Source organism: bacterium (genome assembly GCA_012517375.1).
In the GTDB taxonomy this organism is placed as follows: Bacteria; Hydrothermota; Tepidihabitantia; order B3-TA06; family B3-TA06; genus JAAYVC01.
Map to the genome: position 1 here is coordinate 1 of JAAYVC010000095.1, position 19,709 is coordinate 19,709.

25 protein-coding genes are annotated in these 19,709 nt (G+C 43.3%); 15 read left to right on the forward strand and 10 right to left on the reverse strand.

Features of this window, described 5'->3' with window-relative positions; translation table 11 throughout:
* Positions 1-33: 33 nt before the first annotated feature.
* The 10 genes from GX441_09815 to GX441_09860 are packed head-to-tail and all read right to left on the reverse strand — an operon-like array spanning position 34 to position 9,672.
* Positions 34-1,323 (reverse strand): hypothetical protein, encoded by a 1,290-nt coding sequence (locus tag GX441_09815; GenBank protein NLI98936.1) that lies wholly within the window; start codon positions 1,321-1,323, stop codon positions 34-36.
* Positions 1,320-2,726, reverse strand: a complete 1,407-nt coding sequence (locus GX441_09820; protein NLI98937.1) for an NADH-quinone oxidoreductase subunit L — start codon at positions 2,724-2,726, stop codon at positions 1,320-1,322. Before GX441_09820 ends, GX441_09815 begins: the two co-directional genes overlap by 4 nt.
* A complete protein-coding gene (locus GX441_09825; GenBank protein NLI98938.1) occupies positions 2,723-3,883 on the reverse strand; it encodes an NADH:ubiquinone oxidoreductase in 1,161 nt (386 codons plus the stop codon). The genes GX441_09820 and GX441_09825 overlap by 4 nt, the downstream gene beginning before the upstream one ends.
* A gap of 16 nt (positions 3,884-3,899) precedes the next feature.
* A complete protein-coding gene (locus GX441_09830; GenBank protein NLI98939.1) occupies positions 3,900-4,370 on the reverse strand; it encodes an NADH-quinone oxidoreductase subunit C in 471 nt (156 codons plus the stop codon).
* Positions 4,370-4,807 (reverse strand): NADH-quinone oxidoreductase subunit NuoB, encoded by a 438-nt coding sequence (gene nuoB / locus GX441_09835; protein ID NLI98940.1) that lies wholly within the window; start codon positions 4,805-4,807, stop codon positions 4,370-4,372. The genes GX441_09830 and nuoB overlap by 1 nt, the downstream gene beginning before the upstream one ends.
* 30 nt (positions 4,808-4,837) lie before the next feature.
* Positions 4,838-5,785 (reverse strand): NADH-quinone oxidoreductase subunit H, encoded by a 948-nt coding sequence (locus GX441_09840; protein ID NLI98941.1) that lies wholly within the window; start codon positions 5,783-5,785, stop codon positions 4,838-4,840.
* Entirely contained in the window at positions 5,782-6,249 is a 468-nt protein-coding gene (locus GX441_09845; protein ID NLI98942.1) for a 4Fe-4S dicluster domain-containing protein, read from the reverse strand. Before GX441_09845 ends, GX441_09840 begins: the two co-directional genes overlap by 4 nt.
* Positions 6,237-7,844, reverse strand: coding sequence for a hypothetical protein (locus GX441_09850; protein NLI98943.1), 1,608 nt, complete (start codon positions 7,842-7,844; stop codon positions 6,237-6,239). Before GX441_09850 ends, GX441_09845 begins: the two co-directional genes overlap by 13 nt.
* Positions 7,841-8,653 carry an oxidoreductase gene (locus tag GX441_09855; protein ID NLI98944.1) on the reverse strand — a complete coding sequence of 271 codons (813 nt, stop codon included), beginning with the start codon at positions 8,651-8,653 and terminating at the stop codon, positions 7,841-7,843. Before GX441_09855 ends, GX441_09850 begins: the two co-directional genes overlap by 4 nt.
* A complete protein-coding gene (locus tag GX441_09860; protein ID NLI98945.1) occupies positions 8,650-9,672 on the reverse strand; it encodes a hypothetical protein in 1,023 nt (340 codons plus the stop codon). The genes GX441_09855 and GX441_09860 overlap by 4 nt, the downstream gene beginning before the upstream one ends.
* Positions 9,673-10,045: 373 nt before the next feature.
* Here GX441_09860 and GX441_09865 point away from each other — a divergent pair, with 373 nt between their 5' ends.
* The 15 genes from GX441_09865 to GX441_09935 all read left to right on the forward strand — a co-directional run bounded on the left by GX441_09865 (position 10,046) and on the right by GX441_09935 (position 19,703).
* On the forward strand, positions 10,046-10,240 hold the full coding sequence (locus GX441_09865) for a GNAT family N-acetyltransferase (protein ID NLI98946.1): 195 nt from the start codon (positions 10,046-10,048) through the stop codon (positions 10,238-10,240).
* A gap of 473 nt (positions 10,241-10,713) precedes the next feature.
* Positions 10,714-11,088 (forward strand): STAS/SEC14 domain-containing protein, encoded by a 375-nt coding sequence (locus GX441_09870; protein NLI98947.1) that lies wholly within the window; start codon positions 10,714-10,716, stop codon positions 11,086-11,088.
* 215 nt (positions 11,089-11,303) lie between these two features.
* Positions 11,304-11,738, forward strand: coding sequence for a GNAT family N-acetyltransferase (locus GX441_09875; GenBank protein ID NLI98948.1), 435 nt, complete (start codon positions 11,304-11,306; stop codon positions 11,736-11,738).
* Between the two features lie 295 nt (positions 11,739-12,033).
* A complete protein-coding gene (locus GX441_09880) occupies positions 12,034-12,414 on the forward strand; it encodes a hypothetical protein (protein ID NLI98949.1) in 381 nt (126 codons plus the stop codon).
* Positions 12,415-12,522: 108 nt separating this feature from the next.
* Positions 12,523-12,888, forward strand: coding sequence for an STAS/SEC14 domain-containing protein (locus GX441_09885; GenBank protein NLI98950.1), 366 nt, complete (start codon positions 12,523-12,525; stop codon positions 12,886-12,888).
* A gap of 36 nt (positions 12,889-12,924) precedes the next feature.
* Positions 12,925-13,113 carry a hypothetical protein gene (locus GX441_09890; GenBank protein NLI98951.1) on the forward strand — a complete coding sequence of 63 codons (189 nt, stop codon included), beginning with the start codon at positions 12,925-12,927 and terminating at the stop codon, positions 13,111-13,113.
* A 279-nt stretch (positions 13,114-13,392) separates the two neighbouring features.
* The gene (locus GX441_09895) at positions 13,393-14,046 is read left to right on the forward strand and encodes an STAS domain-containing protein (protein NLI98952.1); all 654 of its coding nucleotides are present in this window, start codon (positions 13,393-13,395) and stop codon (positions 14,044-14,046) included.
* A gap of 1 nt (position 14,047) precedes the next feature.
* Positions 14,048-14,482 carry an STAS domain-containing protein gene (locus GX441_09900; GenBank protein ID NLI98953.1) on the forward strand — a complete coding sequence of 145 codons (435 nt, stop codon included), beginning with the start codon at positions 14,048-14,050 and terminating at the stop codon, positions 14,480-14,482.
* Positions 14,466-14,852 (forward strand): anti-sigma regulatory factor, encoded by a 387-nt coding sequence (locus GX441_09905; GenBank protein ID NLI98954.1) that lies wholly within the window; start codon positions 14,466-14,468, stop codon positions 14,850-14,852. The genes GX441_09900 and GX441_09905 overlap by 17 nt, the downstream gene beginning before the upstream one ends.
* Positions 14,840-15,856: a SpoIIE family protein phosphatase gene (locus GX441_09910; protein NLI98955.1), complete on the forward strand. Its 1,017-nt coding sequence runs from the start codon at positions 14,840-14,842 to the stop codon at positions 15,854-15,856. Before GX441_09905 ends, GX441_09910 begins: the two co-directional genes overlap by 13 nt.
* Positions 15,853-16,233 (forward strand): hypothetical protein, encoded by a 381-nt coding sequence (locus tag GX441_09915; protein ID NLI98956.1) that lies wholly within the window; start codon positions 15,853-15,855, stop codon positions 16,231-16,233. The genes GX441_09910 and GX441_09915 overlap by 4 nt, the downstream gene beginning before the upstream one ends.
* 66 nt (positions 16,234-16,299) lie before the next feature.
* Positions 16,300-17,511: a hypothetical protein gene (locus GX441_09920; protein ID NLI98957.1), complete on the forward strand. Its 1,212-nt coding sequence runs from the start codon at positions 16,300-16,302 to the stop codon at positions 17,509-17,511.
* Between the two features lie 93 nt (positions 17,512-17,604).
* The gene (locus GX441_09925; protein NLI98958.1) at positions 17,605-18,657 is read left to right on the forward strand and encodes a lipoate--protein ligase family protein; all 1,053 of its coding nucleotides are present in this window, start codon (positions 17,605-17,607) and stop codon (positions 18,655-18,657) included.
* Positions 18,658-18,765: 108 nt separating this feature from the next.
* Positions 18,766-19,209: a hypothetical protein gene (locus GX441_09930; GenBank protein NLI98959.1), complete on the forward strand. Its 444-nt coding sequence runs from the start codon at positions 18,766-18,768 to the stop codon at positions 19,207-19,209.
* A 179-nt stretch (positions 19,210-19,388) separates the two neighbouring features.
* Positions 19,389-19,703, forward strand: coding sequence for a DUF3467 domain-containing protein (locus GX441_09935; GenBank protein NLI98960.1), 315 nt, complete (start codon positions 19,389-19,391; stop codon positions 19,701-19,703).
* Positions 19,704-19,709: the final 6 nt, after the last annotated feature.

A 19,709-nucleotide genomic window follows, 5' to 3' on the forward strand; every position in this document is an offset into this window, starting at 1 on the left:
AAGCTTGAGGAAAGACGCAAGAGTGAGAACGCTTCAGAACATGCCGGCAACAAGAAAGATATAGAATACGGGATTCCTGGAACCAATATCAACCAGAGCCTGATAGACAAGCCACTTGGAGATAAACCCGTTCAAAGGAGGAACACCGGAAATGGCCAGAGCCGATATTGTGAAGGAAAAGAACGTAAGAGGCATCGCGCTTGCGAGACCGCCAAGCTTATCGAGATTTGTTTCTCCGGTGTTTCGCTGAACAGACCCGGCTGTCAAGAAAAGAGAACTCTTATAGAGAGCGTGGTTCATCATATGAAACAATCCACCGACAAGACCTAAAATGGTGCCGGACGCAATCCCTAACACCATATAACCGACTTGGCTTACGGCGTGATATGACAGGAGCTTAAATGCATCTTTTTGAACTAAAGCCATGAATACAGCCGCCAGAACTGTCACAGCACCTATCGAAAGGAATACTATCTGTATCGTCGTGTTGGAGCGTATTTCAAAAACCGAATAGCAAAGTCTTAAGAAGAGGTAGATGCCGAGTATCTTGTCGAGACTGGCAGGTATGAAAGCCATTGTTTCGGCTGGTGCGGTCTCAGCCGCTTTCGGTATCCACGTATGCAGAGGAAATGAACCAGCCTTAGTCAATGCGCCGACCGCAATACAGACAAACGAGATTATTGCAAGAGGATTGTTAAGGGTGAATCTCTGAAGAATAGTCTTGGGAAAATAGGATAACTGGCCTGGCTCCACGCTCATTCCGGATTGTTTGGTGTAGAAAATGAATACGAGTAATCCGAAAAGAAGCAGAAAATCCGCCGTGCCGTTCAGGATGAACATCTTTGAAGCGGTTGATTCGACATCGCCTTTACCGAAGAAAAGAAGCCCGTAGACCGTAAAAAGCAGTATGCCCCAGAAAAGATACAGAACAAGAACCGAACCTGAAATCAAGGCGCCATTAGCCGCACTGTATGTAAGGAGCGAAAAAACAAAGAATCGCCAATCCCCCTTGGGACCGGAACCAAACTTAAATGAATATATGAAAATCATGAAGGCGAAGAACGAAACAAGGAGCAGCATTATGGCCGAAAGATAATCGACAGAAAGAGAATTCGCTATCCCGAACACGCGCGGCAACAAGATAGCTTTCGAACCTGATTTTATAATATCAATGAAGATAAGGACGGCGAAAAAACCCACCCCGGCCGCAGATAATAATGCGACATATCTGCGAATAGGCCTGATGAGAAACGCAAGAATTGCCGCGAAAAGAGGTATAAGTATTAATAGAGACAAAGGATCGAGGAAAATATCCAGCTTCATCTTATACCTCCAAGATACGAAATTATTGGTTTTACTGCCGCGCTGCCTGCAACAAGAATCAGGGAAAGTATAAATACAATCAAGGACAAGTAAAGAGGCTGGCGGAACTCGCGTTCCGGTGTCTTACCCGAAAGAAATACCCTTGAAAAAAGTCGCAGCATGTAAAGCAAGGTAAGAATTGATGAAAGGATAAAACCACCAGCCACTATCAAAGCATTCGAGGAAACAATGCTAAATATAACGCCAATCTTGGCGAAAAAGCCCAGAAAGGGAGGGAGTCCGATAATTGAGAGGGAGGCAATAAGAACAGATACAAACAACAGAGGCATTTTTCCGGCCAGCTTTCCGAGATTCGTAATATCCCTCTCCCCTGTTTCATGGCCTACGATTCCGTATGCAAGGAATAGAGTCCCTTTTGCAAGGGAATGCGCAACAATATATAAGACGCCGCCCACAAATCCCGATATCTGCATAACGAGGATCAATCCTGCAAAAATAAAAGCAACCTGACTCACTGTAGAGTAGGCAAGTATGCGTTTGAAGTCTTTTTCGACCATGGCCGCTCCGCCTGCAACAAGACTCGACAGAAGAACTATCCAGAGCAACGCAGTTTTCCATTCTGGAGGAGTGACAAACGTCTGCGTAAAGAGCTTTATATAAGCAATAAGGCCTATCTTAACAATGACGCCGGATAGAAGCGCGCTTGTCGGAGAAGGCGCTGCAGGATGAGCATCGGGCAACCAGATATAAAGCGGTATTACTGCAGATTTTGCGAAAATTCCTGCGAGGATCAATATCCCTGCAAGTAAAGGAATCTCTGCGCCCACCATATCGGCGAGGTTGAATGAATTGAATTGAAGCACAAGAAGCAGAAAACCGACTAGCATCAGCGCTGATCCAAAGAAGTTAACAAGTATTGTCTTGGTCGCTATAGAGATTTTCTCCCCTGTTCTTTCGAATCCAACGAGCCTCCATGTTGTCAAAGCCGCTATCTCCCAGAAGAGATAGAGGAAAACCAGATCATTAGTAAAGAGCAAACCGAGTATGGAACCAAGCATGAAGAGCGTGAGGGAATAATACTCCGTGTCCGCTTCCTCGCCCTTCTTGAAATACCCAAAGGAGTAGAGCATGACAAAAAGCCACAAAAGCAGGAAAGCGGCCGCAATCAAGACAAACACCGGAGAGGTTAAAAACTGAGGAAGATTGGACGAACCGATAATGCGCCAAACACTCAACCCCGTATTATTCTTATCAATAAAACATTTGTAAAGGAAAAAACCAGCCCCTAAGATTCCTAAGATGCTTATTACCCATCTAAGCGGCCTAAGGAATCTGCCGGGGAAAAGAACAAGCAGACCTGCCGCAAATGGCGTAGCGATGAGAAGGAGAAGGTTATAGTTCACGCTCCCCCTCCCATAGCGTAAGTTTTTTCGCAGGAAAGGCGAACAAGATCATTCCACGTGTAAAGAAGATCACCCTTGGTATTGAACGCTGCAATTCGCTCCGTACAGCAGTAGCATGGATCGACAGCCGCTAGAGTTATAGCCGCATCGGCAACAGTATCCCCGAGAACGGCAACTTCGTTGGATTTGATATTCATATAGCTTGGTGCACGAATCTTGTGACGCTGCGGGTATATCGAGCCGTTGCCCTTTACGTAATGAAAAACCTCTCCACGAGGAGCTTCGTAACGGCCAACGCCTTCGCCGTCAGGAGCGAACTCCATGCGAATATCGATCTCCCCCGGCGGTAGATTCTTAAGGCACTGCCTGATAATTTTAATCGATTCAAAACACTCAAGAAGCCTCACTTTGGCTTTTGCGAATACATCTCCCTCCTCACAGACTATCTCCTTCCAGTCTACAAGATCGTATGCTGCGTGAGGATCATCCTTTCGAACGTCAATTGCAATGCCTGATGCCCTCGCAGTAGGCCCGACTACGCTGTAGGCAAGGGCTTGTTCCTTAGTTAATACGCCGACGCCTTCGAGTCTTTTATGGAGTACAGGGTCATCCAGAACCGCTTTGGTAAGCATTGTAATTTTCTTTTCAGCTTGTTCGAGAACTCCAAGCAAAAGAGGAATCATTCCGGGTTCAATATCACGTCTGACTCCACCTGGTTTGAATATGCCGTAATGGTTGCGGTTACCCGTAATCATCTCGAACATTTCAAGCACTGGTTCGCGGTATTTCCAAGCCCACATCCACACCGTATTGTACCCCAAAAAGTGTCCTGCAAGTCCCACCCATAAAAGATGGGAATGAAGCCGTTCCAATTCACCTATTATTGAACGGATATATTTGGCACGAAGAGGTATATCAATATCGGCTGCATCTTCTACCGCTTGAACGTATGCAAAGGGATGGGAAGAAGAGCATATGCCGCAAATACGCTCTACAACAAAAGGAATCATATCGTATGTCTTTCCTTCGCACAACTTTTCATGCCCTCTGTGCATATAACCAAGCTGTATATCCAATCCAACAACTTTTTCGCCTTCAACCTTCAACTTGAAAAATTCAGCCTCTTCCTGCAATGGGTGGAAAGGACCTATAGGTATAACCCTGCGTTCAAGTTCAGCCAAAGGACCTCCTCAAAGGATGGTAGTCTGAAGGTGTATCGTCAGGAAGAAGGAGATGTCTTGTATCTTCAAGGCCGCGGAATTTAATCCCCAGAAGTTCTTGCAACTCCCGCTCTATCCACTCAAAACCAGGAGCAAGTACAGTAAGGGAATCAATCTCAGCTGAATCATGTGGAAGCAGAACTCTGACGTTTATCAAAAGCCCTATGCGGTCTATTGAAAAATGATAGGTAATAGTAAAACCTTTGGTCAAGTCCGTGCCTGTAGCAATCGAAAAACGGCAGCCGAGTACATTAAAACAGAAATCCGCAACCTTTACTATATCCTCCGGTTTCACTTCCCAGTACCAGCGCCTTTTGCGGTAAAGGGTTAACTCCCCGACTGGGTAGAATGCCTTCAACTGCTTTTCTATTTCCTTAAAACTCTCAGGTTGTTTCGCAAGCCACGCACCGTTTTTTTCAGCCATCACAATCCTTTAATGCTTTTGACTTTTTCTATTGCCCTTACTACACCCAATATCATAGCTTCGGGCTTGGGCGGGCAGCCGCCAATGTATACGTCTACCGGAATGTGCTTATCCACAGGTCCTGCAAAATTATAGGAATCAACAAACAGATCGCCCGATATTGCACAGGAACCAAAAGCCGCAACGACGCACGGTTTCGGAGTTTCCGAATACACTCTTAGAACCCTGTCCAACACTTTCTTGTTTATTACGCCTGTTACCAGAAGAACATCTGCATGCCGAGGAGAGCCGGCAAGTAGCAACCCAAAACGTTCCACATCGAACCGGGGCGTTAAAAGATCCAGGATTTCAATATCACAATTGTTGCAAGGACTTGCAGCCACATGGTATACCCAAAGCGATTTAGTAAGAGCGGCTTTTTTCAGTCCTTTAAGCATCTTGGCTCCTTAAATTACATTCGTTAAACATTACAAACCTACAGCGGCCAAAACAAAAGCCGCCAAAGCGATAACTAGAACTATAGACCAGAAGAAACGAAGGGCTTGATCAATCCTGAGACGGGGATTCGTATTTTTTACGAGCACAATAAGAACGAAAACTGCCACCGGTTTAAGCCAACCAAAGATATACCACCAACCGTCTCGTGGAGAACGAAAACCACCCCAGAACATTATCACGAGGAACAAACTGGAAACAAAATACAGAATTGCCTTTACTAGCTTGAGTACGCCTAGCGCCGGTCCTGAATACTCGATTATCGTTCCGCCCATGATCTCTTGCTCGGCTTCAGCCATGTCAAAAGGAACAAAACCGAGCTTTGCCTGTATGCAAAGAAATGCGGCAACGAATGCGAGTGCCCCTGATAAAGAATACAAAAACGGATGATGTGTCCACTGCCACATCAACAAATCCCCTATTCTTAGCATGCCGCCAGATTTGACAATAATCGTTGCAAGCGAGAGGAGTAGTGGAAGTTCGTACGCAAGGTATAATGTCATCTCACGAGACGCACCAAGCGCCGATATGGGATTCGAGGAAGCGGATGCTCCGGCGATTAGAACAATGGGTACGAATGCAAAAATGTAGAGAACGACTATTATGTCACCGAGGAAAGTCTCATGCGGTAAAATGTTAGAAACGAGCAGAATGGTCGAGAGAATACTAACCGAAGCAAGTCCTAAAAGAGGCGCTCCAAGAAAGATTGCCCTGGGCGCCCCATCAGGCACGAATGTATCTTTACCCAAAAGCTTGAAAAAATCATAAAAGGGCTGAAGCAATGGTGGACCAACCCTGAATTGAACCCTTGCAGTTACCTTTCTATCTATCCACGTGTATATCAGCCCCACTATCGAGGAGAAAAGGAAGCCCGGAAAAACGAGAAGATAGAAGAAAATCCAGCCGGGACTCATTTTCATTGACGCCTCCACGAAGAAGAACGAGAAATGAATCTGTCGTTTATGGGCGCTTTGGGTAACTCTGAAACGCTTATGTAGCGCAGGGCGCCCGATGAACAGCTGGCAACGCACCTCGGACCTTCCGGTCTTTCCTTGCAGTAATCACACTTCGCTGCAATATGACGAACCAGATTCCTTTGAATTACGCCGAACGGACATGCATAAGAGCAACTCTGACAACCGACGCATAGAAAAGGCTTGTGTATAACAAGATTCGTCTTCTTATCCTTAACGAGCGCTTCTGAAGGACATGCCGCAACGCAAAGGGGGTCTTCACAATGTCGGCAGGCCGAAGGCAAATTTGCCTGACCTTCAATGTGGCCATGCCTGATCCTTGGTTCTCCGTGATGCGACTGCATACACGCAGCCTTACAGCTTTCGCATCCGCAGCATAAATCCAAATCCAAAACTATCACTTTTTCCATAACCTGCTCCATGTCGGTTTCAGTAGTCCCTCGCATGTAGAAGAATCGGTGCTTAATTCAAACAAAGCCAGGGAAGGGCCGTGATTGGCGCTTACCAAAGCTGCACCCTGGGGAATCTCTTCAGATATAACGAGCTTCAAAGCAATATCGGTTTGTTCCGTTTCAACTCCTACTTCATCCCCTTGACTTGCTTCTATTATCTGGGCATCTCTAGGATTGATTTTAATCCAGTCTTCATTCTCGAAAACCGACATAAATCCTATTGCCGGTTCAGAAGCCATTAATAAGTGCTTGTAACCCTTTTTTGGTTTTTCAGAGGCCATATCCAATAAGGCTTTTGCTCTGATTTCTATATCAGAATCTGCAAAATCTTCATAGTAGTCCGGCAGAGAGCCTTTTGATGCCAGAGGTGAACCCGAAATTCTATCAAGGTAATGACCGACGCTCAATGTTCCGGAAATTGAAGGAATAACAAGATTCAATTTCTCTTCCCCGAAAACCGTTTGAATAGTTCCTTTCTTTTCCAGTTCAGACGCCATAGGCAAAAGCAAATCGAATTCGAATCTGCCTTCAGGAATAAAGAAACTCGACAAAGAAACGAAGTCCGCTTTCTTAAGTACGGACCGCAAATGCATAAGCCCCCATGGGAAGGTTGGGGCAAAACTGATAATAGCTTTTACCCTACCGCCCATAATCATAGGTAAAAATGAAGAAAAGGGCTTTGCTACCCTGCCAGGGGTTCTTATTCCCAACGGTAAATAGGTAATACCATCAATATCGCGAGCAAGTCTCAGGCAGACTGCGTGCGTCAGGAAAGGATCAAAACTGCGGGCATAAACCGGAGAATTAATAAGAATGCCTTCCCTATTTCGAATCATGCCTGCCGTACTCTCAAAAGCGCCCGTCTCAAGGTCCAAAGCCTCTGCAAGCGGTGCTGATTCCTTATCCTTTCCTGTTAGGACCTTCCACAAGCCAAACATGAAAAGACCTTCAAATCCTGGCTTTACCCTGATAAATTTATGGGCAAAATGCGATGTGTTTGATGCTACCGAATCTACCACAATATAACGAAAATCCTTATTATCGCTCTTTGCCTTTGCAAGATATCCTGATACCACCGAAAACTGAGAATAAGGATCTCCGACGATTAATGCATATCCTGCTGACGTAACCGCGTCTTGGTTGACGCTATTTCTCTTTCCATAGTTAAAGACTTTTGCCGGAGAAAAGGATACATACGCCATGTTCTTGAAACCCGATGCCGATATCCAGTTTGAATAAGCGTCGATTTCTTCAACGGAAAAAGTATTGTCATAGAGAAAAAGAACCTCCTCGGGTTTGTAATCCGACAACCGCCGTCTCAGATATTCAATACCTGCCGCAATTGAGGATGATTTTCCTTCTACTATTGAATGATACAATCTTTTAGGATGATTGACGAAACTCGAGGCAGCATTTCCTCTCGGACACAATCTGCCTTCATTCCTTGAATTCGCAGTGTATTCAACCCTGCGGACCTCCCCGTCTTTAACCTCAAAGGAAAGCCTGCATCCGAGATTACAAAAAGGGCAAACGGTCGATTCTCTATCGCTCATACAAATGGATCCTCGAGGTGTTTTATCCTGTCCCACGTGATAACCGGGCCATCCTTGCAGCAGTAAAGCTCACCCAGCCTGCAATGTCCGCATTTACCGAAACCGCAAGACATATTCTTCTCCATGGAAAGATAGATATCTTCATCGGCAAATCCAAGTTCCAGCAGTCGCTTAGTGGCGAATTTCATCATTATTGGCGGACCGCAAACCACAGCCAATCCGTCTTTCGGCGAGAAAGGCAGATTATCTAATAAGATTGTTACAACACCAACCTGCTCTTTCCAGTTCTTGTCTCCAACATCAACGCTTCGTCTTATCTCGACATTTTGGATCTTTGCCCATTCCTTAAACATTCTTTCGTAGACAATGTCCTTTGAGGTCCGAGCGCCATAGTAAAGATGTATACCTTTGTATGCTGTAGGATTGTGCGTAAGAGCGAAGAATAACGCGCGCAAAGGAGCCATCCCGACGCCACCACCAACAAGTAGAACATGACGCTTCTCGTATTTTTCTATGGAGTAAGGAACACCATAGGGTCCCCTCACAGCTAAGGAATCACCAGGTCTGGCATCGAATAATTTACCGGTAACACGTCCGACCTTCATTATTGTCATTTCAATGTTTTTCTGCTCGTAAGGGGAAGATGAAGGAGTAAACGGCGCTTCACCGACTCCGGGAACGGTTAATTCAATGAACTGTCCTGCCCTGAATGCAAGAAACGGCTTAGGTTCCAGAACGAATGTCCTGATGTTCGGAGTTTCGACAATCACTTCCTTAACAAGAGCTGGCCGGGCTTCGTAGGGATTCATAGGGCCCCCAGAACTTTGCGTATGTCTATTTTCCCGGAACAAGCGGATATGCATCGGCCGCAGCCTGTACACGCAATAACCTTGAAGTTCCTGGGAAAACTCATGAATTTGCATTCAAATCTGTTTCGAAGACGGTGTGAGAAATGTGCAAGGGGGTTTGCTCCCCCTCCAACTCTGCCATAGGCAGCATGGTAGCAAAAATCAAGAACTTTGATTCTATTAAAACCCTTGTCGCTTGGAGTATCATAGAGCAGAAAACAATAGCAGGTCGGGCAAATGCGTTCACAAGCCTGACAGTCTACACAGTTTTCTAAAACCTTGGACCAGAATTTTGTATCCATTTGCTTTTCAACACGTTTATCCAAATCATTCGGAAATTCAGAAGAATTTATTTTCGATAAATTACGTTCTGCGTCGCTACGGAATTTCTCACGTCGCTTAAGCTCTTTTTCAGGAATCTCAGTGAAAAGAGTACTCGCCTTTTCTATAAATTGTTCGCCTTTCGAGGAAAGAATATCGATTAAGAGTCCTTCATCTCCGAATGAAATGTTTAGATCGCCACCCCATATCGAGTAAGGCTTCCCGCCAATGCTTGTACAAAAACATGTATCCTGCGGTTCAGGACAATCTACAGTAACTATAAAATATTTCTCCCTGCGCTCCCGATAGAATGGGTCTTCAACCTCCCCCTTTAGATATATATTATCCTGTATCTCGATAAGAGAACGGATATCACAATCCTTAGGACCTATGATAACTTTCGGCTGCGATTCTTTTGAAAAGAATTGAGGATATGATGCAACCCTTTCTCTCGAAACAAGAAAAAATTCCTTTAAAGGTTCAACTGGACGAATCGTCTTCAGAGCTTCAAGAAGCTCTTCTGGTTTGACGGTTTCGTTTTTCCATAATTCATATACAGCTTGGCGACCCTTGTTGCGTGGATAATAGGTATCCCCCAAATGCGACAATCGGTTGTATAAAGTAGGAATCGAGGCGTTAACTAAATAAAGAGACCTCATTAACGCGAACCATACTCATATTTTTTGGTTTGTCAAGTATTTGTTCTGTAGCACTATTTGGAAAATCGTAGCACTGTTTCGTTTTAACATTAAAGTGAAATTTCTTGTGCTTAATGATATCAAGATTATCCGCGGAACACGAATTCTTGCAAGACCTGATGTCCTGGTGGAACAACGGCCGTGTGATGAGAAGCGTCGGATTTCCCGACGGTCTGGATTTGACAATTTACGATATGATAATACTGTTTGAAAAATGAAAACTCGATAATACATCCTTCAGATTCATTGTTCTTCTCAAGAATGGAACACCTATAGGAGAAACTTCCTACCTCGATCATGATACCGAAAGAAATCAGATCGAAATAGGTTTGAGATACGCAAACCCGATCTGTGGGGACAAGGATACGGTACTGAAACCCTTAAGGTCATGACGAATTATGCCTTTGAACATTCGGGTGTGGAGCGCGCTCTTCTTAATCCATCTAAATCCAATTCCCGGATTATCCATGTTAATGAAAAGTGCGGCTATAGAACAATTGGTGAAAAAAAAATTATTAATGGAACTTAAAAAATGCAATTGGTTTCTGGATGAAATCGAATCTGAAAGCATAATTCATTAAACCCTTTCCACTAATAATTCTTTATCTTCCTGAAAACATAAATCTAATACAGGAACACATAAGTTTTTTGAGGTCAATTTAGTTTGTTAATTACTGAGGTAGATTACAAGACTGGCTCTCCTTCCAATAACATTTCATAAATAAGATTCTGTTAATAGACTTGAACGCAAAAACCCAACTAAAAGTAAGATGTTATCCAGAGGACACTATCGGCTATCTTTAGGCCAAGCTGATAAATAATCGATATCCTGCGTACAATTGAATCGCAATGACTAATCTTGACAGCTTTCAAACCAAACCGTGTTTTAAGATTAAGTTACGCACTTGACAATCCGAAAAGCTGCCTTATAATATATCCTTATTGGAAGCTATGGAGGAGGAAGGAAAAAGATGTCGACGTTTTAACGCAAGGAGGACACTCATGAAACATGAAATTTGGTATGATAACAAAGAAGATGTATTACGAGAAAGAATAATAGGTACATTAACAGAAGATGATATACCTGAATTCCTTGCCAAGGTTGCCGAATTATTTGAAGGTAAGACACGCAGACGAGCCATTATAGATCTCACGCAGGCCTCAAAGCAGGTCTACAGCAAAAAAGCCAGACAAATGCTGTCTGAAGGTTCAGCAAAACTCGGTTATGAAGAAAAAATTGCTTTTGTGGGGGCGGACCCAACCATAAGAATGATGGCTAAGGTTCTCATTTCGGGAGCAAAATTCCTAGGCAAACCAATAACTGCTCAATTCTTTAAGACAGATAAAGATGCGATTGACTGGTTAAATCGCCAATAACACTATACCTTAACCATCAATCTATGGACAACTCAAAAATTGACGGATATGTAAGGCCTGCAAGGCCGGAAGATGCCACGTATGCAGCCCCTCTTATAATCGAAACGGGATACGATACTATAATCATAAGTTTCGGATCATTAAAAAAGGGAAACCATGTTTTAAAAAGAATGTTCTCCTTGCCTTCAAATATGCACAGTTTTCAACACAGTTCCGTGTACGTTAATCAGAACAAAGTTAAAGGTTTGCTTTTAGGATATGGTTCCGAGGAGGAAAGAAAAGAAACGCTGACAAGTTCAATGCTTCTGATTTCCTCAATGGGAATCTATGGCTTACTGCTTCTTGAAAGACTTTTACGAATCAGGAATCTTATCGGCGAAATTCCTGACGAGGATTATTATATTCATTGTCTTGCGGTAAGTCCTGAATTGCGCGGTCAAGGCATAGGCTCCCTGCTTATGAAAGAAGCGGAACGAATAGCCAAGCTTTCAAATAAAAAAAGGATTTCGTTGCTTGTTGAAGCAAGAAACAAACGAGCCATCAAGTTCTATCTTCGGGAAGGTTTTAAGGTAATAGGACAAAGATACGATACGAGTTTCAAACAGCGATTTAACTTCGATAGCTACATGAAAATGACAAAAGCTCTCTGACTGATTTAGAAAAGATCCAAATAATCGACAAATAACTTTCGAACCAGACAACCAAAATTTCGTACTTGTCAGGATTATTACCTATTTATTACAGTAGGTTATCCATAGTATTGTGCAAAATCCTTTTCTACCTAGTATTCAGTTACAGGAAGTTTGTTTATGAGGAGTAATTTCTTATACTTAAAACGCTGGCTAAAACAGCCACGCCGTTCTAGATTTTCCACTAAAAAATGTTTATTTCTATGCTTTATAACAGGAATTAAACAAACCTTTCTCCCTATGGAGGTAATAAGCAATGGTGACTGAAAAAAAGTTCGAGGGTGCCTATAATGATGAAAAGAAGTATCTTCACGTTACGGTATACAAAATCGATTCTGCAGATGATGCGCATGGAATGTGGAAGATGATAATAAAGGAACTTGAAGGGAAAACAAATAGGGAGGTGCTTGTGGATCTGAGTCCAAATAAGCAGACCTCCGTTGCACTCTCGGCAAGAAAGGCTTTCAGGGAATACGAAGATTTTTTCACGACTATCTCCAAGGTCGCATTCATAGCGGAAAATCCAATAATCCGCATGCTCGTTAAAACGACAATGACCGTTATAGATAAAAATAAAGTCTCGAAGTATTTTAAAACCGTTTCTGAAGGTTTGGAATGGCTCAAGGAGGGCAATTGAATAGCAATCTAAAAGGACAGGTTAAAAAAACATTGGAATCAAGCAGGCTGATGGAATTGTCAAATTGCCGCTTGAAAATAAATGCGAGACAAAAGGGAGTTATCTAAAATGCTGCATGAGATTTATTTCGATTATAACACAGGCTCCATCAGGATGAATTTCAAGGGTTTGTTTACACCGCAAGATGCGGAAGAGTTTTTTCCGTTGACAAAAAAACTCTGCGAAGGAAAAAAACGCTGTTATCTCCTTTGTGATTTCAAGGAAGGAGGAACTGAAATACCTAAAGATAAGGAATACAGACAGTGGCTTATTAAAATGTACAAGGAATCTGGTTTCGATCGAATAGCAATCTTCAATACGTCGCCTTCCATGAGAATGCTTGCAAAGATAGCTCTCGCGGCAGCGGGACAATCTAAAAACGTCCGATTCTTCAAAACAGAAGAAGAGGCACTATCATGGTTTCAAAACGAATAAACAACGAAACCATAAGTTAGTAAAAGGGGTGTCATCATGGATGAATACCTTATACCTCAGGCTCTGAATTTTCTCGATGAAGCCTGCAGAGAGATGAATTGGAAGAAAGTAGCGTTTATCAACGCCGGTTCTCTTGTCCTCATACAACGTCTTGCAGCAAAAGATGGAATTCGAATTTTCAACAGTAAAGATGAGGCATTGAACTGGTTGAAGGATGGATTATAAACTATTTTTTTGTTAAATTATTATAATGCTATGCTCTTCACTTTCCCCTGTATCTAGTTTAGAAGATTATTGTAGGGTAATTCTGTATAATTATTCGTTAACTAATACCGTTTTTAAAAATAAGGATTATTCGAGCAATGGGGTTGCATAAGAGGAAAATTATGTATAATTACGTTACGGGTATCGTAAAACTATTTGTATTGGTTTCAAGTGAGGTAATAAATCAGGAGGATGTAAAATCCTCAGGAAACCTCGTAATAAGATACTGAAGGAGTAAAAATGGCTGAAGGAAAAGTAAAAGGAATCAGAAACTTCGAAAAGAGAATCGAAGCCATCGAAGAAGTGCTTGCTACTGCCGCTGGCGGCGATTTCATGTCAGAGATCTCCATCGATATGGAGGAACCTGATGTACTAACATCAGTTGAAACGGGCATAAATCTTTTGATTTCTGATCTCGGAGAAGAGGTACGCCAGAGTCAGAATCGTGCCCAGGAACTCCAGGATAAACTGGACCTAATCGAGAAACAAAGACAGGCAATCGAGGAGCTGTCAACACCCATAATAAAGATTTGGGATCAAGTGTTAGTCTTGCCTCTGATAGGCGCACTTGATACAAGACGTTCGCAAAAACTTACGGAATCGCTATTAAACGAGATTGCTTCAACTCAAAGCAAGGTCACGATACTTGACATCACGGGCGTTCCAACGGTGGATTCGGCAGTGGCTAACCACATACTCAAAACCGTTGCATCTGTGAAACTTCTCGGCGCCCAATGCGTAATTACAGGTATAAGACCTGAAGTCGCACAAACCATCGTTCACCTTGGAGTTGATCTATCTGAAGTCGAAACCCTATCAAATCTTTCAGAAGGACTCAAGTGGGCCTTCAAACATTTGCATCTTAAGATAACAGAAGATAACAAGAAGGCTTGAAATGCTGCAAAATAATCCCGTTCCCATTCTCAAACTCAGGGATTTCCTCCTCGTTTCTATACAGACAGACCTCCATGACCGTATGGCAGAACAACTCCAATATGATATCCTCAGGCGGATTTCGGAAACGCAGGCGAAGGGCGTCTTGATAGATATCTCCGCATTAGAGATGGTCGATTCTTTCATTGGACGAACCCTTGCGGATACTGCACGAATGGCAAACACGCTGGATGCAGAAATAGTAATAGTAGGAATGAAGCCTGCAGTCGCAATAACCCTAGTCGAACTCGGTCTTTCTCTTGGAGACGTTCAAACCGCCCTTTCTTTGGAAGACGGATTCCACATCCTAGAAGAATCACTCCTTGATTCCAGTTCTAAAGACGAAGAGGAAGCTTCAGAAGAAACAGAGGTCGAAGAGAATGATGATTCCAATTAATGAGGAATCTGATATCGTTCACGCACGCAACGAAGCAAAGGAATTCGCAAAAAAGCTGGGATTCGGTCTTGTCGACCAGACAAGAATAAGCACAGCCGTATCCGAGCTCGCTCGAAACGTTTACACCTATGCAGGAAAAGGGGAGGTTACAATTCAAGAACTTTCAAATCCTCATCGGGGAATACGTATAGAGTTCAAGGATGAAGGACCTGGGATTGAAGACGTAGAACTCGCAATGCAGGACGGGTGGTCATCATCCCGGAGTATGGGCAAAGGATTACCCGGCTCTAAAAGACTCGTCGATTTTATGGAGATAAATAGCAAACCTGGTTCAGGAACCTTAATTATTATTGAAAAATGGCTGAGTTGAAACCAGAAAAAGGCGAACTTCAAATCGAAGTATCCGAACATATTCTCTGGGCTAAGGGTGTAGTAAAGCGATTCGCAGAAAAGCTTGGCTTCTATTCAAGCTCCCTTCACGAAATAGAGCTTTGCGTTGCCGAACTTGCCACGAATCTTATCGTGCACAAGGTCAAAAATGGAAGATTGAGTTTTAACGCAATCTCTGAAAACGGGCTACGCGGGATAGAAATCACGGCGCAGGACGAAGGACCTGGCATCAAAAACCTGCCGGACGCCTTGAGGGGAGGGGTAAGCTCCTCTGGCTCGTTGGGACAGGGTCTGGCTTCAGTACAACGATTTGCAGATGAATTCGAGATACATTCGAATCAGGAAGGAACGCATGTCAAAATACGCAAATACCTTCCACCTGAAAAAGAAAGCGAAGATACTTCCAGGAGAGACCTTACAGTCAGCGTTTCAGTAAGAACTCACCCCGAATCGACCGTTTGCGGAGATGGACATATAATCCGTCACGACGGTCCAAAAACGCTTTTAGCCGTTATTGACGGCCTCGGACATGGCAAATCCGCACGGGAAGCCGCGGCCGCAGCCGAAGCTTATATACACGCTAATTATCGGAAAACCCTGGAACAAATGCCTGAAGAATTGCATTCTATTCTGCGTCATACTAGAGGAGCGGTTGCATCCATAGCTAGAATCGACGAAGACAAGGAGAAAATTGACTACATTGGAGTCGGCAACATCAGTGCAAGATTATGGCTTCCTCAATCATCTGAAATGGTAAGGCTTGTCTCAATGAGCGGTACGCTCGGAGTCAGTCTTCGCACGCCGAGGCTTTTCAGTTATCCATGGAAAAAGAAAAGCGTTTTAATCATGCACAGCGACGGAATCCGCGAGCACTGGGAAGTTACAAAGAAAGAGCTTTCCGAATCGCCGACCGAAATAGCTCAGGAGTTGATTAAAAATTACTGGCGTAAAAACGACGATGCCACCGTTCTTGTCGCAAAATGAAACTCTTGAGTTTTACGGAGCAGGGCATATGTCGCATGCGACTCGAGGGGCTTCCCGAACCGAAAGAGATTGAAGATCTTATTGAAGAATATGTCACTCAAGTCGAGCTTCTTCCTTACTCTCTTAAAATAATATACTTTGATATTTCCAATCTCACCCACATGGGCGCGAGGGCAAGACAAGTTTTTTCGGAACTGCTTACCCAAGCTTCAATGCATTACGGCGGAAAAGTCCAGCTTGTTGTTGCAGGGGGATCACTCAATCTCAGACGTTTCATAGAGCTTTTCTGCAAAGGGATTGGATTCGTAGACCACAGCCACTTCTTTGAAACATTGAAAGAAGCTGATGATTGGGTGGCTGAATTTCTTTCTTCCTGAAACCCGTACTTGACAAAACCAAATACAACCGCATAATAAAATTATAAACTCGTCAAGGAGGAGTCTTTGAATAAAACATTTCTTTTTGTCCTGGTTTTATACGCATCAACAGCGTTGATTGCAGGTGATTCGCTAAATGTAAAGACAATTGGAAGCTACGAGTCCTCTACCCTTGCAAAATACATAACGATATCCGGGGATTATGCATATCTGTCGTGCTTTGATATGGCGTTAAAAATCATTGATGTATCCGACAGAACCAATCCCATTGAAGTCAGCCATTATCAAACAACAGACTTCTACAATCCTAACGGAATCCACGTTTCAGGAACAAATGCCTTTCTTGCGTACGGTTTTGACAATGACAGTACAGGTATGGCTGTCGTAGATATCTCCAATGAATCCGGTCCGTTTGAAATCAGTTATACACCAACCGAACTCAGGGCGCATGACGTTTATGTTTCCGGTTCGTACGCCTATGTTCCTGAGTGCCTGGGGCTTTGTATTTATGATATCTCTTCTCCATCAACACCGGATTCGATTGGATACTGCGAAATATCACTCTTATCCCATCCTCAATGCGTATTTGTTTCAGGTAATTATGCATACGTGGGCGGGACAAAAACCTTGAAGATAATCAATATAACCGATCCACACAAGCCCTTCGAATCAGGCTCCTGCACTGTGGAACCTTACGTTTGGGGCGTTTTCGTATCAGGTAACTACGCCTGCCTTGCGGCAGACATCTCAGGACTTAAGATACTGGACGTATCTGATCCCTCAAACCCCGCTGTTATCGGTTCGTACGACACACCTGGAAGCGCCAATGCCGTTTACGTGTCCGGTTCTTATGCATACGTTGCGGATGACTTTGCTGGATTAAGAGTTATCGACATATCGACACCTACAACTCCACAAGAAGTGGGTTATTATGAGACCCCCAATATCGCTCTTGATGTCTATGCTTCTCATCCTTACGCTTATGTAACTTGCCAAAGCAAGGGTTTGCAAATATACGAATACGGAGAACTACCTGTATCGGTTAAGGAAACACAAGCGCAACAGCCGTGCATTTCCTGTTCTTTGAACAAACTAATCTATGATGTAGCTGAAAAGACGGATTTGAGAATATACGCTCCGAACGGTCGATTATTGTTTGTAACCCAGATATCCGGGAAAGGAGCAGTTGATTTTTCGAATAAGTTGGTAAGCGGTGTTTATTTCGCTCAACTAAGCGATGCTCCTGGGAACAGGGTTAAACTAGTTATCATGAATTGAATCTCTTATTAAGGTGTTTCTTAAAAGGAAGAAGCCGGTTGCCCGCTTCTTCCTTTTTATTATAATTGCCTTTGAACGAAAGGAGATGATTAAATGAAATTGTTCGAGTTCGACACACTACCTGGTGTATATTCAATGACTACATTCCATACCCTGGCACGAGAGGGAATCGAAGCTTTCAGCTTAGTTTCCCCTGAAACACCAATAATCAGCGTCGGCTATTTCCAGGACGCCAGCCTGGAGATTGATTTGGACTACTGCGTGCAAAAAAATCTTCCTGTTTTCAGGCGCGAAATTGGAGGGGGAGGCGTATACCTTGATCGCAATCAGATATTCTATCACGTCATTCTTCGCCGCGACAACCCGTTGGCATCCCGAAGGATATCTGATCTATATGAGATGCTATCGATTCCACCGATAGAAACCTACAGGGAACTTGGAATAGAAACAAAATTCCGGCCAGTTAATGATATTGTTACTTCCGACAGCGAGAGAAAGATATCGGGAGAAGGCGCAGGGGATATAGGTCCTTGCGTTGTTTTCGTCGGTTCTATAATGTTAGATTTTGATTATGATACAATGGCCCGAGTAATCAGAGTTCCTGATGAAAAATTCCGCGACAAAATTCACAAATCCATCAAGGATAATGTAACCACCGTTTTTAAAGAGACAGGCAAGCGACCTTCGAGACAAGAAATCCGCGAAATCCTCAAGAGAAAATTCTCAGCAATTCTTGGAAAATTCGAAGAAGCTGAGTTAACCAACGAGTTGATTGAACAACGCAAAGATATAACTTCGAAGATGATGGATCCGCAATTCGTTTTCAAACGCACAATGAAGAAACCTGGAGAACTTCGAATTCGCTCGGGCGTCGAGTACATCTTGGGAATCCACAAGGCCCCTGGCGGACTAATAAGAACGGCATCTGAAATCAAAAACAGCAGACTTGTTGATGTGTCCATATCCGGAGATTTCACGCTTCTACCCATTCAAGGCCTGCCTAAAATTGAGAACAGCCTTTCAGGCGTCGAACGCACTAAAGGTGAAGTCGCAAACAGGATAGAACGCGTAATCTCTGATGAAGAATTACAGGTCCCCGGAGTCTCAATCGAAGATTTTCTGCTGGCTCTGAAGATTGAAGAATAGTTCAGCATTCGATCATTAATAATCTCTACAAACCTGAAGATAAGGTATTGACAACTAATAGTTATTTCTTATATTTCACTTTGAGAAAAATCCAACCAGGAGGAATGCATGATTCATTCTAAAACAAGCCGCATAGTTCTATTGCTTGCTACCGTTCTCTTTTTTGCATTCATAAGCTGCAAAAAAGAAGACCCCCTTAAGGAAGGAGACTTAGTCTTCTGCCAGGATGATCCTGGCGAAGGTAATTTCTGGGAACCTGCGAAAGTGGTAAAGGTAGAAAATGAAACGGTGACAATAGCCTGGGATGATACCTTTATGAAAGACGGTCCTGAAGCTCAGAAAAGCATAAGTGAGGTAGTAAAACGCCAACAGGCCGATCCTAAGAAGGTTAAAGAGAACATGGCTATTATAATCCACCCGCCAGTATTTCTATATCCGTATAAAGGGATTATTGAGAAAGTCATGGGCGACCGCTATATCGTCAGATACAAGTCGGGAAGTGTTGAAAGGCACGACACAGTAGATATCACATCTCTCTATAAATACAAATAACCATTAAAGTCGTACCACAAAGAGTCCCTTAAGGGACTCTTTCTTTTAACATGCAAAATTTATGCTTCTACGCAGTTCACCAAATAGTTGTTTTACGAGCGACTGAGAAACAAGAATGAGCTGTAAACACTTGACTCTTAACATTATACGAATAGAATATAATTTACCGGAGGCAATAAATGAATAATCAGGAATCTCAAATTCGTTTAGATGTGGAAATCAAACCTGAGCAAGCTGAAGGTGTCTATTCGAACCTCGTGCTTGTAGCCCACTCCTCTTCGGAGTTTATCTTGGATTTCGCCCGTATGCTTCCTGGATTGCCTAAAGCAAGGGTATTTTCAAGAATTGTGATGTCTCCACAACATGTAGAACTCCTCCGCCGGACTTTAGAGGAAAACATAAAAAAATACGAGGCAAGATACGGTAAGATTGAAGTCAAGGATCAACCCGGAAGCTCTAAAGAAATGGGCTTCACTGCACCGCAACAGAAGTAACTCAAT